15 protein-coding genes are annotated in these 14415 nt (G+C 41.6%); 7 read left to right on the forward strand and 8 right to left on the reverse strand.

What is annotated here, in order from left to right:
- The first annotated feature begins 81 nt into the window (after positions 1-81).
- A complete protein-coding gene (locus LH29_RS02810) occupies positions 82-774 on the forward strand; it encodes a Crp/Fnr family transcriptional regulator (RefSeq protein WP_045026015.1) in 693 nt (230 codons plus the stop codon).
- On the opposite strand, the gene LH29_RS02815 is transcribed toward LH29_RS02810, so the two are convergent.
- A complete protein-coding gene (locus LH29_RS02815) occupies positions 771-1460 on the reverse strand; it encodes a Crp/Fnr family transcriptional regulator (RefSeq protein WP_045026016.1) in 690 nt (229 codons plus the stop codon). The two genes, LH29_RS02810 and LH29_RS02815, sit on opposite strands and share 4 nt — an antisense overlap.
- Before the next feature lie 501 nt (positions 1461-1961).
- Between LH29_RS02815 and LH29_RS02820 the strand changes: the two genes are divergently transcribed.
- The 3 genes from LH29_RS02820 to LH29_RS02830 all read left to right on the forward strand — a co-directional run bounded on the left by LH29_RS02820 (position 1962) and on the right by LH29_RS02830 (position 4921).
- A complete protein-coding gene (locus tag LH29_RS02820; RefSeq protein WP_045026017.1) occupies positions 1962-2951 on the forward strand; it encodes a rhodanese-like domain-containing protein in 990 nt (329 codons plus the stop codon).
- Between the two features lie 65 nt (positions 2952-3016).
- Positions 3017-4060 (forward strand): porin, encoded by a 1044-nt coding sequence (locus tag LH29_RS02825; protein ID WP_045026018.1) that lies wholly within the window; start codon positions 3017-3019, stop codon positions 4058-4060.
- 18 nt (positions 4061-4078) lie between these two features.
- Positions 4079-4921, forward strand: a complete 843-nt coding sequence (locus LH29_RS02830) for a sulfurtransferase (RefSeq protein WP_198152330.1) — start codon at positions 4079-4081, stop codon at positions 4919-4921.
- Between the two features lie 153 nt (positions 4922-5074).
- Here the strand turns inward: LH29_RS02830 and LH29_RS02835 are convergent, their stop codons facing one another.
- From LH29_RS02835 to LH29_RS02845, 3 genes are all read right to left on the reverse strand, one after another.
- The gene (locus LH29_RS02835; protein ID WP_045028558.1) at positions 5075-5698 is read right to left on the reverse strand and encodes a hypothetical protein; all 624 of its coding nucleotides are present in this window, start codon (positions 5696-5698) and stop codon (positions 5075-5077) included.
- Between the two features lie 128 nt (positions 5699-5826).
- Positions 5827-7185, reverse strand: a complete 1359-nt coding sequence (locus tag LH29_RS02840) for a Gfo/Idh/MocA family protein (protein ID WP_045026020.1) — start codon at positions 7183-7185, stop codon at positions 5827-5829.
- A gap of 43 nt (positions 7186-7228) precedes the next feature.
- Positions 7229-8770: an SUMF1/EgtB/PvdO family nonheme iron enzyme gene (locus LH29_RS02845; RefSeq protein ID WP_045026021.1), complete on the reverse strand. Its 1542-nt coding sequence runs from the start codon at positions 8768-8770 to the stop codon at positions 7229-7231.
- 405 nt (positions 8771-9175) lie between these two features.
- On the opposite strand from LH29_RS02845, the gene LH29_RS02850 reads away from it, so the two are divergent.
- From LH29_RS02850 to LH29_RS02860, 3 genes are all read left to right on the forward strand, one after another.
- Positions 9176-9877 (forward strand): ComF family protein, encoded by a 702-nt coding sequence (locus LH29_RS02850; RefSeq protein ID WP_045026022.1) that lies wholly within the window; start codon positions 9176-9178, stop codon positions 9875-9877.
- A 125-nt stretch (positions 9878-10002) separates the two neighbouring features.
- Positions 10003-11055, forward strand: coding sequence for a BRO1 domain-containing protein (locus LH29_RS02855; protein ID WP_045026023.1), 1053 nt, complete (start codon positions 10003-10005; stop codon positions 11053-11055).
- A 13-nt stretch (positions 11056-11068) separates the two neighbouring features.
- Complete coding sequence (locus LH29_RS02860; RefSeq protein ID WP_045026024.1) at positions 11069-12112, forward strand: rhodanese-like domain-containing protein; 1044 nt, start codon at positions 11069-11071, stop codon at positions 12110-12112.
- A gap of 22 nt (positions 12113-12134) precedes the next feature.
- Here the strand turns inward: LH29_RS02860 and LH29_RS02865 are convergent, their stop codons facing one another.
- The 4 genes from LH29_RS02865 to LH29_RS02880 are packed head-to-tail and all read right to left on the reverse strand — an operon-like array spanning position 12135 to position 14354.
- On the reverse strand, positions 12135-12575 hold the full coding sequence (locus LH29_RS02865) for a hypothetical protein (RefSeq protein WP_045026025.1): 441 nt from the start codon (positions 12573-12575) through the stop codon (positions 12135-12137).
- 12 nt (positions 12576-12587) lie between these two features.
- Positions 12588-13199: a rhodanese-like domain-containing protein gene (locus tag LH29_RS02870; protein WP_045026026.1), complete on the reverse strand. Its 612-nt coding sequence runs from the start codon at positions 13197-13199 to the stop codon at positions 12588-12590.
- 6 nt (positions 13200-13205) lie between these two features.
- A complete protein-coding gene (locus LH29_RS02875; RefSeq protein WP_045026027.1) occupies positions 13206-13808 on the reverse strand; it encodes a YeeE/YedE thiosulfate transporter family protein in 603 nt (200 codons plus the stop codon).
- A 36-nt stretch (positions 13809-13844) separates the two neighbouring features.
- The gene (locus LH29_RS02880; RefSeq protein ID WP_045026028.1) at positions 13845-14354 is read right to left on the reverse strand and encodes a YeeE/YedE thiosulfate transporter family protein; all 510 of its coding nucleotides are present in this window, start codon (positions 14352-14354) and stop codon (positions 13845-13847) included.
- Positions 14355-14415: the final 61 nt, after the last annotated feature.

A 14415-nucleotide genomic window follows, 5' to 3' on the forward strand; every position in this document is an offset into this window, starting at 1 on the left:
CCAATAAAGAACATTGGTTTATTAAACAATGTGAGATAAATCTCGTATAATTGTGATATTAATTACATTTTAAGTTTGCAGATGAACTTAATTGCCAATACCTGTGTTGATTGTAGTCTAAAATCGGGAGCTGTTTCTGTTCTGGATAACAACGAGTTATGTGCTCTTGAAGAAGGGTGTGCAAAAACAGAGTACAAAAAAGGCGAACTTATTTTTAAAGAGGGTGGGCTGGTTCAGCATATCATTTATATTCGGAAAGGATTTGTAAAACTGGTGAAAAAAGGTGCAGGCGGTAAAGACTTTATTCTTAGCGTTTCAAAACAGGGATCGTACCTTGGGATTCAGAACCTGGATGAAAACATAAAAACCAATTATTTCTCGGCCATAACATTAACGAACTCGGAAGTGTGTTTTATCGACAGGCACTGTTTTGCCAGTCTGTTAAAACAAAACGGCGAGTTTGCTCTGAAGGTATTATCAACAGTTTTGAACGACGAAATGAATTATTTCGACCGATTGGTGAAAAACGTGCAGCAACAGTTACCCGGCAGATTGGCTAATACCATAAGTTATTTCGCCAACGAAGTTTATGGCGAGAACACTTTTGCCTTAAACCTTACACAAACTGAAATTGCTGCATTAATTGGCACTTCGCGCGAAAGTATTTCGCGGATATTAAAGGAATTCCAGGAAATGGGAATTATAGCACTTGAACACAATGTGCTTACCATTTTAAACGAAAAAAAGCTGGAGGAAATTAAACAAAAAGGTTAACCTACCTGGCTGAGATGGCGCACCCGGTCGAAATCAAGAATCGTAATCTCTTTACCTTTTAACTCGATAATCTTTTCAGATACAAATTCCTTAATCACACGCGAAAGACTTTCCTGCGACATGTTGGTAATAGCAGCCATGTCTTTTTTACTGATTGGAACGCTGAACTTTTTTCGCTTGAACAAACGAAGGCTGAAACACAAAAGTAAGTCGGCAAAACGACCGTGTAATTGTTTCAGGGTCAGGCAAGCCATTCGGTTGTATGAAAACAACGACTCATCGTTTAAATGATGCAAAATGCTTGCGCTGAATGCAGCATTATTGTGAATAAATGAATCAATTGTGCTTATATCGTGAAGGCAAACACTGGTATCGGTATATGCTTTTACAGAATAGGGATAGATATTTTTTGAATAGAGCGCCTGCAAACCTAATAATTTGCCCTGGTTCTCAACCGAAAGTATCAACTCATCGTTGGCATGTTCGCGGTAAACTTTCACCAGGCCACTTTTAATGTAAATGATGTGTGCAGCCAAAGCACCTTGCTTTGCAATAATCTCTCCTTTTTTGAAATTTACTTCAACACGGTTTCGGTTAATCTGAATCAATTCTTCGTTCGTAAGTTTCTTAAAAGGTGCTGACATGCATTTACATCCAACACATTTTTCCAGTTTGTTTAATGGCATAATTATCAAAGTTATAAAGGGGGCTAATATAGTTAAAAAGTTAGTACTTAATCAGTACGTCAATCATGTTTTTGATCTAAATCAAATATTCTACTGACTACAATATGAATCCGTCTTGAGGCGGTGACAGGCCGGTTTTCCAATTGGTATAAGTAGCTGTGTTACTTTTGGATTGGTGATTAATTCATCAAAAGTAAATTTTAAAAGGACATGAGAAAGGCATTCATTTCGTTGATGTTAGGCTTTGTTATATGGCTCGGTAAAGTTGTTACAGCCAAACGTAAAGCACTAAATAGTCTGATGAATAATCTGCTATTCTCCGTTCGTACATTCTTTTCAACAACATTCAGCCATAGTTTATTAACCGGGAGTTGTGTTTGTTACACAACCTCAATCAAAACACGACAAGATAATCAGGTAAAAACCGGGATGCCAATATTGCTTTAGTGCAAGAATTATCCGGGTTTATACTATCACTTAAATAACCTAAAATTTTATAAAATGAAAAAGTACTTTTTTTACACGTTATTACTTGCAATGTTTGCTTCAGTCACGTTTAACGGATGCAAATATGAAGAAGAAGAATGCGATTGTTCAGGTTCGGAACCGGTAGCTTACGAAACGCTGACCACTTATCTGAAATCGGTTGATATGGATATAAACCATATATTAACTAATGCTGCCGGACAGAAGTTTGTAATGGCTGCTCCTGCCGATGGCGATCTTTCATCAAAATGGATTATGGATATTCGTGGTGACGTTGATTTTGCTGCCGCACATATTGAAGGTGCACATAACGTTGCTTTTGGCGATATTTTAACCGCTGCAGCCACTGCCGATAAACCCATTTTGGTAGTATGTTACACCGGGCAAACTGCTTGCTACGCTACTTCATTACTTCGCCTTTACGGTTACGAAGATACACAGGCCTTAAAATGGGGAATGAGTGGATGGAATACGAATCTAGACAAATGGACTCCAAACTGTAAATCTTTGGATGATGCAAATAACTGGACAAGCAGCGAAGCTACAGCCGGAAGTTTTGACGCTCCAACATGGACAAGTACATCAACAAATGGTGCTGATATTCTTGCCGAAAGAGTAGAAGAAGTTGTTGCCGCAGGATTTAAAACAGTAAAAGGTGCCGACGTTTTAGCAACGCCAGCTAATTACTACGTAAATAACTATTTCTCGGCCGACCATTACACCGGTTTTGGACACGTAAATGGTGCTGTAAGAATCAATCCATTATTAATCGACGATTGCAGCAAACTTGATCCAAACGGTAAAGTAGTTACATACTGCTACACCGGACAAACTTCAGCAGTTATTACCGCTTACTTAAATGTTCTTGGTTTTGATGCTTACAGTCTTCTTTTCGGTATGAACGGTTTAAGCCATACCAACTCATTCTGGGAAGCTGGTGGCGTAACAAATCACTGGGGATTTGATTCAAATCCTAAGGATCTTCCTACAGTATCTTCTAACTAAACGTGTTGGAGCGGGAAGCTGGTTTTTCAGTCCGCTCTCTTAATTATCAACTAAAAGAACAGATTATGTTACGCAAATTATTATTTATATTATCAGCAGCCTGCTTGTTGGCTTACAATGCACAGGCGCAGGGATGTTCCGAGCCAGCCTCAGACGAAGGTGTTTCTGTTTTCGGGTACCTGCAGGCGCAATACGATTATGGTTTTGCCGAAGGTGATAATACCAACACTTTTGGTTTTAACCGCTCACGTATTGGTGTTATGGGAAATATTCCGTACGACTTTAGTTACTATGTTTTGGTAGAAACCAGTCCGTTTAAAAAGGACGGGCCAAAAGCATATTTGCTCGATGCATTTATTACCTACAAACGTTTTTCGTTTGCAAAGGTAAGTTTGGGTTCCTTTAAATCGCCATTCGGACAAGAACTGGGTACGCCTTGTCACTCTTTGTATACCATCAATCGCTCGAAATTTGTAAACGAACTTACTGCACCCGATCGCGATATGGGCTTAATGGTGCTTGGTGGATCGGATACTACTTTAATTCAATATTCGGTTGCCTTGATGAACGGTACCGGACTTTTGGTTAAAGATGCCGACAAATACAAAGATGTGGTTGGTAGAGTTTTGGTTCAACCATTCGACTGGATGCATGTTGGTGGTAGTTTCCGTGTTGGTAAAGCTACCAGCCAGGATGAAACAGTTACAGAACCCGATGAAAGAACTCGCTGGGGCGCTGAGTTTGAAGTGGAAAAATATGGATTCCTTGTGCAGGGAGAATACATCTGGGCCGAAGACAAAGGTTCGTACCTGGTAGGCGGCGGATGTGGCGGCGATCCTGAATTGGTTCAGGGTAGTGTTGAACGCGAAGGTTTATCTATTATGGCCCTTTACAACCTGACTTATAATTTCCAGCCTGTTATTAAATACGAGAATTACAACAGCGATTTGAGTTTGGGTAATAACAACATGGAACATATTACAACCGTAGGTTTCAACTATTTCTTTAACGAGTGGACTCGTTTACAGGTGAACTACGAATATAAAGCTGAATGGGCCAATGAAATTTCGAACGATATGATTATGGTTCAGCTACAGGTAAGATTCTAATTTTAAATGATAAAGGATATGAAACTTAATAGATTATTTCTCTTAGGATTGGTGCTGTTGCTGGCTTCTGCTGTTTCAGCACAGGATTTGATCTCGGCAAATGAGCTTAAACAGAATTTAAAAAACCCGAATTACATCATTGTTAATGCTGCTGCAAATCAAAAAGTGTTTATTCGTGGTGCGATTGATTTACCACACGGAACACTTTGTACCGATGAGCCTATCCGTAATATTATCAAATCGCCGGAAGAAATGGCTGCAGAGCTTGGAAACCATGGTATATCAGCTGATAAGACCATTGTTGTGTACGATGAGGGATCTACAAAATATGCCGGTCGTATGTACTGGATGTTAAAGTATCTGGGAGCACCAAATGTAAAAATGTTGGATGGTAACATTACCGGGTGGAAAGCAACACGCGGACCAATCGGGACAGCATCAAAAGGGAGCAAAACCACATTTACCCTCAATGTTGACGCCAACCAACTGGCAACTATGGCTGAGGTAAAAAAGGCGGTTAACAACCCATCATATGTAATTGTTGATGCGCGCACACCGGAAGAATATGCCGGTACTGCGGAAACAGAACTGGCAAGACCGGGACACGTTCCGAGCGCTGTTAATGTGAACTACGAAACCCTGGTTGATGGAAAAAGTTTGCTAAAATCGAACGAAGCACTTACTTCGATGTTTGAATCGAAGGGGATTACCAAAGATAAAACGGTTATTGTTTATTGCGAAACCAGTGTACGTGCCGGAGTTATTTATTTGGCATTGAAAGGTTTGGGGTATCCAAACGTAAAAGTATACGACGGAGCTTATTTGGAATGGCAATCTGTCGATTCGAATGAGATAGGTTAGCCTTTCGCATGTCCTGAGCGCCCTGGTATTTACCGGGCGCTCTTTTCATGTAATAAAAACTGTACTGATTCATCAGTAAACAGGCTACCATAAAAGCATAAAAAAACCGCTAACCAAAACTGGTTAGCGGTTTTTTTATATTGTTGTTTCTAATTATTTGATCTCTATGTTAGTGTCAGTAACCGATCCTGGTTCAAGCGTACCAAGGGAGTTAAGCTGAATACTGGATGAATTCAATATAGAGTTCAGATCGCTGGCATCAACATTGGCCAAACTCAGAAAATCAGATGGAACCACTACCACTCTGAAAGTTTGATTTCTGGTATAATCGAGCGGCAAAGTTGACAGGTCTACATCACCCTCTAAAAATACCGACATATCGTAAATAACATCGTTGGGAATATCGCCGGTAAAATCGAAATTATACTGCAAAATAGCACCAGAATCAAAATATTTGGTTTGAGGAAGCGGGCGCCAGAAATCCAAGCCATCCTCGGTTGTCCACAAAATGTAGGCTAAAATTACGTCCGATTCGTAAGGCTCAAATCCGTTATCCGCAAAGTTAAAAACCAGTTGATAGTTGTTTGCCGGCGTAAAGTCTCCGGTAAACTCAAAGGTGGTTCCAACAAAATTGTAACCATCTTCTCCCGGTATTCCCGGAGGTCCTATTGGCCCAACAGGACCTTCGCATGAGGCCAGTATGGCGGCAGCAATAATTAAAAGAAACGCTGAAATTTTTCTGAAGGTAAATCTTTGTTTGTTTTCAATTGTTTTCATAGCAATAGACTTTTTATAATTAAACTTCATTTTTTAGTGTTAAAACAAGTATAGTGCCAAAAAAACCTTCGGCTATTGCCGAAGGTTTATATTTGAATTGATTGATCAATTTTAAAGAGCCCGTTGTCTTACTCTCTTTCAAGTGTTCCCGGTACAGGTACACTTGCAGTTTCCATAAAACCAATATCGCCCATAATGAAAGTGTCAGGACCAAGTTTCATGTCCGAGTTCATCATTTCATCCCAGGTAACTTCTTTTCCGGTGTATGCCGAAACGCGGCCCATAATTGCAGTCATAACTGAATTGGCGGTTTCTTCAGCCTCGTTAAACGGAATATCCTGGCGAATGCAGGTAATCAGGTCTTTGTGTTCCTGAACGTATGGGCTGGTTGCATGATCTTCATAAGAGAAAAGATCATTACCATCCAAATCAGTAATTTTTGCTGTGCCACCTTGTGCAGTAAATGCTTTTCCTTTTGTACCGTGCATTACTTCGTTAACGGCATTTGTACAGCCATTAATCTGGCGGCATGTGCTTAAAATCTGGCGTCCGTCATCCAGTTCATATCGAACGGCAAAATTATCATACTGATCGCCGGTTGGGCGACGCTGACGTGAACCAAAACCTAAAGCTTTTATCGGGTGTTTGCCAAAAAACCAGTTGGCAACGTCGATATTGTGCACGTGTTGTTCAACAATATGGTCGCCCGAAAGCCAGCACCAGTTTACCCAGTCGCGAATCATCCATTCCATTTCGCTCCATTCGGGCTTGCTGTTTCTGTACCACAATTGTCCACCATTCCAATATACTTCGGCAGTGGTGAGTTTACCAATTGCGTTATTGCTGAGTTCTTTATATACATTTAGATATTTATGCTGGTGGCGGCGTTGAGTACCTGTAACCACTTTTAATCCGGCAGCATCGGCCATTTTTGCAGCCGCCAAAACCTGGCGAATTCCAACAGGATCAACAGCAATTGGTTTCTCCATAAATACGTGCTTACGCGCTTTTACAGCTGCTTCGAATTGCTGAGGACGGAATTTTGGAGGTGTTGCCAGAATTACAATATCAACACCCGAATCGATCACTTTTTCATAGGCATCAAAACCAATAAAACAATTTTCCGCAGGTACTTCCTGTCCGGTTTCTTTTTTAATTCTGTCGACACAACTGTCAACCCTGTCCTTAAAAACATCGGCCAGTGCAGTTACCTGAACGGTTGAACCACCGGCTTCCAAAAAGTTAAGAGCTGCACCGGTTCCGCGTCCGCCGCAACCAACAATTCCGGCTTTTAAAACTGTTCCGGCAGGTACTTCATCCAATAGAGGTGGATATTTGTACTCTCGTTGCAGCCAATCGTATTCGCCACTTGCAGAAGAGCCTCCGCCAGAGCACGATGACAAAGTTCCGATTCCCATAGCCCCTGCTGCGCCTACAGTTGCAGCTCCGGCTAAAAATTTCCTTCTTGAAAAATTGTAGTTACTCATGTTAATAATGTTTTAGTTGAATTTAGGATTCAATTTTTATAAGTTATTTTCCGGTATTCTCATCATATTCGCACACTACTCTGAAACTAATGTAATTACAGTCCGACAACCACCAGATACTCTTTGGCATTTGCGGATCGGTTTTCATCCATGCTTCGCTGCGGGTGTAATCGCGGGCAGCACTTCTAACTTCGCCAACAGGGCTTTTAAATGTTCCGCCACGAATAACGTGCTCCTCGCCCGAAGCCGGTCCTTTCGGATCGGTCGCGCCATCGCTTAATTTCGAATAGGCATCTTCGGCGTACCAGTCGGCACAATATTCGGCAGCATTACCAAGCATGTTTTTCAACCCAAACGGATTGGCTTCAACAATGTCGGGCTTGGCAGTTTTCAGTCCGCTGTTTTTTTCGTAAACAATATAGTTATTAATAACGTCGCTTCCTTTTCCGAATAATTTTCCAATAAAGTTTTTGTCTTTAAAGTCTTTTGGCTCACCTTCAAAGAAGAACGGTGTTTCCGTTCCTCCGCGGGCGGCATATTCCCACTCGGCTTCTGTTGGCAGGCGGTAAGTTTTTCCGGTAACCTGCGATAGCCATTTGCAATAGGTTTCGGCCGAATGGTAGCTCATCGTAATAGCCGGACGGCTGCCCATTCCCCAGTTTTGGTCGGGTTGCCCGTAAGGTGGTGTTGGGCCCGAGATAGCATCAACATCAACATCGGTTTCAGTACGTGTACCTTCTGTGTCGGTTGTTCTGCCTTCTGCGGCAGTGGCGCTGTAAAAGGCCAGGTATTCATCCCAGCTCACTTCTATTTCGGCCATAAAGAACGGACTTACATTCACCGTTTTCTGTGGCCCTTCATCGTTTTCACGAAGTTGTTCCGTTTCAGGACTTCCAATTTTGAAACTTCCACCCGGAATAGCTTTCATATTAAATGCAATTGTTGTTCCCGGAATAGTTTCGGTATAATCTTCATGAGCAGTAACTTCAGCTGCAGCTTCATATCTTTCCTGTGATTCGGCACCGGCGCTTCCAAACTCAACATTTTTCGCGTGCAGTGCATTCGGATCGTAATGGCCAACATTCAGGTGGCAGTTGATACAACGCAATTCCTCTTCGTTTTGCGAATAGTAAAGGTGCGCTTGCTGACCTTCGGAAGTTAGCGTTAGCGGAAATAAATTGGCGTGGCAACTGATGCACGATTCTTCAAATACAAAATGTTGTGCCTGCTCGAGCGAAGACTTGGCTTCCCAGTTAAAATCGGCGCTGTCTTTAAAGAAATATCCATACGCATCGCGGGCACCGGCTTTTATTTTCTCTTTTAAGTAGCCTTGTCCTTTTGGCGGAAGATGACACTCAACGCAGCCAATATGCATACCTGTTCTGTTCTCGTGGTGAACAGAGAGTTTCCACGAATCAAAAACATGAGGGTGAACGTGACACACTTCGCACGATTCGTTTGTTGAAGTAGCTTCAATAACTTTAAGAGAAGAAATGGTAACAGCGATACCAATAATAAATCCGATAAAAATAATTAGTAACAGCTTTTTTCGAAGGTAGTTACCAAAACGTTGAAACATGGCCATTGGTTATTTTAGGTTTCTTGATTAAACAATGCGGGTAAAAATACTAATTTATATGGCTAAAATTCTGACTTTTGTAGGTTTAAAATTATACAACTTAACTTTATTCCTCAACAATTTCAGAAAATTCAACCATTTGTCTTTAGTTAAGACGCAGGCTTTATAATAAATACCTATTTTTTATTAAATAAAAAGGTTGTCTCGAATGCGACAACCTTTGCAGATGACTTCCGGAGAGGAATACAGGAGAGATAGGGAAATTATTTTTATACAGTTGCAAGTTATGGATGTTTTATCCGGGGCTGATTATGTAAAGATTACTAATGGGTTAATGAATTATTAATCAGCAACAATCAACTTTTAACTAAACATTAAATGGTTAAATAGAGAATTTTGTAACTTTCAGCTATGAACCTTCTCAAGCAAAGTATTACAGATGTGTTGGGCCTGTTTTTTCCCGAGCTGTGTGTTACCTGCGGGAAACGTCTGGTAACACAGGAAACCTTCGTATGTTTTACTTGCTGGCACGATTTGCCGGTAACCAATTTTCATTTAAAGCAGGATAATAAAGTGGCTCAATTATTTTGGGGGCGGGTTGAAATTTCAGCAGCAACAGCTTTTTTTAGCTTCAGGAAAGGAAGTAAATACCAGCAACTTATTCATTTTGTAAAGTACAAAGGATTAAAGGAACTGGGTAAGGAAACCGGGAAAAAATTTGGATTGCAATTGTTGCAATCACCTTGCTTTGCTGAAATCGACGTTTTAATGCCGGTGCCGCTACATCCACGAAAAGAAAAGAAGCGCGGTTTTAACCAAAGTGAGTGGATAGCTCGTGGAATTGCTGAAGTTTTAAAAAAGCCGGTTGACACCGTAACGCTGCACCGAAAGGAATATACATCGACCCAAACAAAACGAAACCGCTACGAACGCTGGCAGAACGTTGAAAGTGTTTTTGGGTTGAATGATCCCAAGGCGGTTGAAAATATGCATGTTTTGCTCGTTGACGATGTGGTAACCACCGGCGCAACGCTGGAAGCTTGTGCAATTCACTTGTTAAAACAACCCGGAACAAAAGTCAGTATTGCCACGCTGGCTTATGCCGATATTTAATGTTCGGTCTTATTCTACTGATAATCTAATCGATACTCTGGAAAGCCGTTTTAAACAATGTTTCCCATCAATCTGTTAAACCAACAGATTGTCTGAGTTTATTATCATCAAAAAAATAAAATAGTATGAAAATTACACGATTGTTTTTGCTTGCCCTAGTGGTTATGGGTTTTATGGCCTGTAACCAAAAGCCGGCAACCACCGAAGATGTTAACGTAAAGTATTACCGCCAGCTGTTATTTAGCGAAACACCCTGGGATTTGGAGCGTGGTTCGCATGAAATTTCGGCCGATGAAGCAGAAAAAGTGAATAACTACAAATTTACCTGGAACGATGACGGTACACTGGCATCGGTAGAATTCAACCGCAACGGTGTGTTGCTGGGCTATTCAAACCTGCGGGCTGCAAAAATTACCTATACCTACGATGGTAACAAGCAGATCAAACATTTCTTTAACAAAGAAGGAGAGCCCATTGAAAGCGGTGGTGCGTTTACACAGGAATATACACTCGATGATTCGGGAATGCGCGTTGCGATGCGTTTCCTCGATAAAGAGGGAAATCCAACCGAAAACCGTAATAACATACACAATTATGTGTGGTCGAAACTGGATGATGGAATGATTCGCGAATTGCGTTACAATCTGGCCGAGGAAGAAACAATCATGAATCCGTTTTGCCCGTTTTATGAGTTGCGTTTTTCGTATGATGCAAATGGTTACGTAACCCGAATGGCCAACTATATTGAAGATACCATGTACAACTGCACCGCCGAAAATTGTGGCGATGTTGGAGTTTCATATTTCTTATTCGAAAACAACGACAAAGGTGATTTATTGAGCTTTTCGGTGCACAGCACTACAGGCCAGCTTTCGAATTTATACTGGGGCTGGGCCAAGCGTCAAAATGTTGTTGATGAATATGGCAATGCGGTAAAAACAGTTGTTTACGATCAGGACGATGAATTACTTGGCGGAAAAGGAATTCCGGTAACCGAAAATGAATACAACGAATATGGCGAGTTGGTAAAAAGTATTTCGAAAGATGCCGATGGAAATGTGGTGAACAACCCGAATAACGGTGTGGCTATTGTGGAATACAAATACGACGAGCAGGGCCGCAGAGTAGAAACCCTTCGTTACGACAAAGAGATGAATCCTGTTGAAAGTCAGAGCTAATACGTATTAATTTATGATCAAGATAAAACCGATTTTAAGTTTTCTTACACTGGCTGCTTTTGTTGTTTTATTTTCCTGCTCGGGTGGGCAGAAAAAAACGGAACAGGCTGATAGCAGTGTGCAAGAATCAAACCCAAAAGTAGAGGTAAATGCCGAGGCAAAATTACTTTTGAAAACGCTGAATGAAATGGGCGATTATGCCAACAGCCGTGATTTCCCGTCGCTAATAAAACCATCGTCGGTTAATGAAGAACTGGATGGAAACATTCAGATTATTGATTTGCGCAACCAGGATGCGTTTAACGACGGGCACATAAAAGGTGCTGTTCGTATTGATTTTAGCGACTTGCCGGCCTACCTTACCAACGATATCAAGCCCTTTGAGTACGATAAAATTGTAGTAGTTTGTTACTCTGGACAAATCTCAAGTTATGCTGCGTCGTTATTACGACTGGCAGGCTATGGTAATGTTTACGCCATGCGCTGGGGAATGAGTGGCTGGAGCAAACATTTTGCTGAAGATGCTTGGCTGGCCAATGTTTCTTCTGATTTTCAGGATCAGCTGGAGACGGTAGATCATGACAAAGCACCGATTGCAGATTTACCGAAATTGAATACCGGAGCTACCAACGGCGACGAGATTCTGCAACAGCGAATCGAGGCGCTTTTTGCAGCCGGTTATCACGATGCATTGGTGAAAGCCAGTGCGGTGTTCGAAAATCCCGGGAAATATTATACGATTAATTACGACCGGAAAGACAAGTACGATTCTGGGCATATTCCGGGTGCAATTCGGTATAAACCCGGCGGAACACTCGGAATTGTTTCAGAGATGCAAACTATTCCGGCTGATAAGGAAGTGGTTTTGTACTGCAACACCGGGCACAATTCTGGTTTTGCAACGGCTTACCTGCGTTTGTTTGGTTACAATGCCAAAACACTTACGTTTGGGAACAATGCCTTTATGTACGATAAAATGAAAGAAGAAGAAAGCTCGCTATCGTGGCTGCCGTTTACCGAAACCGAAATTCACGACTATCCGTATGTTCAGAATTAAATAGTGATTTTTCTTAAAGATATTATTCCAGCCTGATCGTCGTGTCGGGCTGGAATTTATATTTTAATGCTTCCGGATTTTCTTCGTCAGAGAGAATATATATACCATCAAATTCCAATTGATTCAGAATTACCCAGGCTTTTGAACTTGTAGCAATATCGGCGGAATAAAGCAGAATTTTGCCATCAAGCACAGCCAGTTTCTCTTTGTTTTCCTTTTCAAGAAGTTGGTCAAAAGGTATCACCATCGAATTTGGGAAACGTTGTTGTTCGGCGTCCAGTTCAACTATCGAGAAGCTGTTAGGCAAGTCGTTTAATTCCTGCACCGAAACGGTAATTTCTGCTGTCGTAGTCAGTGCTTCGCTCACATTTCTTTTAAACAGATTCGGATTAAAAGTTCGCACCAAAACCAGTACAACGAGTACCAGCAGAACACCTAAAATCCATGTTATATTCTTTTTCATTTTGTATCGGTTTTATTCACAACCTCCGTCCAGCTGCGATTCTTCCAGTCGTTTTGCTTCGAGGTATTGTTTTTTTAAACTGTCGGGCAAACTGTTGATTTGTGTAAATGTTCTTCGTGCTTTGTAGCGGTTTTCGAATAATGAATTTTCGCGTGGAGTAATACGTTCGCCTGTAAATTCGCTCAGCATAACCGTAAGGTACCACTCATTCATCCCGCCCTTCATTACAAACGAATTCGAATAACCCAGTCCGCTAACAATAGTCCAGGCCATATTGGCCGTTTCGTCGCCGTTTGCATAATATACATTTCTAACTCTGTCCTGATTCAGGTAACCTTCCCAGTTGGGATTGAGCAAATCGTTGAACGGAATATTTATCGAGCCCGGAATATTACTTTCCATAAATTCGGAAGCACTTCGTAAATCGATCAGTTGAATGGTGCTGTCTTCGTTATTTACAAATCGGGCCACCTCGTCAACTGAAAAATACATGTCGGAATTCGACGAAATTTCGAGCAATTCGGTGGGTTTCAGTTGAAAAGATTTTGCTGCATTAAAAGGCAAAAAAGCCAAAATCAATCCAACGCCGGCCAGTAATACTGATATTTTTATTCGTGCATTCATTGTTAATCAAATTTCGGATGTGATGTCGTTTCGTGCATATTTCTTTTCGGCCAGTTCGGCCAGCCAGAACATTGCAATTGCAGCGGCGATCAGCAGAAAGGTAAAAATTCCGGGCGAAACTCCCATCCATTCATCCACACGCACAGGGCCTTTGTAATTCGCTCCTGCCAGTGTCTGTATCATCGGAAACGATTCGGCAAAAAGAAATGCACCACTCAGTCCGCCCACAAGAAAAAACAAGGCATCGATTTTCCCAATCGATAGTGCGCTGATTCCGGTACCCGGACAAAAACCACCCATAATAAATCCGGCTCCCATAATTACTCCGCCAACGAGTGTTGCGGTTACGTAATATGGATTTACATACACCAGATTTAAATCCAGTAAGCCAAAGTAGCTTAGCAATTGCGAACCTGCCAGCGCTACGATTGCGGCCGTAAAAAACACTTTTAAAACGGTGGTGTCGTAGCCGTAAAACATGCCTGCCAGTTTTCGGCTCGACGAAAAACCGGCCTGCTCCAATGCGAAGCCAAAGCCAATTCCGATAAAAAATCCAATGCCGAGGTTAAGCCATTCCGGAAGATCGTTAAGTAATGTAATCGGTCCCATAATTTTTGAATTACTGAATTACTGAAGGATTGAGTTTTAAATCCAAAGTTTTCTGAAAAACCAGGCAAATAAGAAGGCCGAGCCAAAAATGCCAAGCATGGTCATAAATCCGGCTACTGAAAGTACTGCCATTCCTGAGAGAGCAGCGCCGCTGGTGCATCCGCGAGCCAGTTGTGCCCCGTATACAAAAAACACACCGCCCAGAAAGGCAAACAACAAGCGTTTCCCATTCGATATTTTTGGCGATTTTTCAATTTTGAATTTCAGTCGGCCCGAGATGGCTCCCGAAATAAATCCTCCTAAAAACATACCAAGCACTTCAAGTGCCAGCCAGCTTTTTAATGGATTTTTACCGTCGTCAAAATATTTACTGTAGTAAGGTGATTCCATGGCATGTTTGTGATCAATCGTTTCAACAGCCGCTACAACGGCGTATTTTAATCCGCCGCTGGCTCCCAATCCGCGCCCTGAAAAAAACATGGCGCTTAAAAGTACCAGACCAAGTAGCACTCCCGCCAGGTATGGGTTCATGTATTTCTTTCTCATCGTAGTAAAAGGTTTTGGTTAAACTTAACCACTGTTGTAAAGACAAATTAATGGAGTTGAT

Source organism: Draconibacterium sediminis, from assembly GCF_000949475.1.
GTDB lineage: Bacteria > Bacteroidota > Bacteroidia > Bacteroidales > Prolixibacteraceae > Draconibacterium > Draconibacterium sediminis.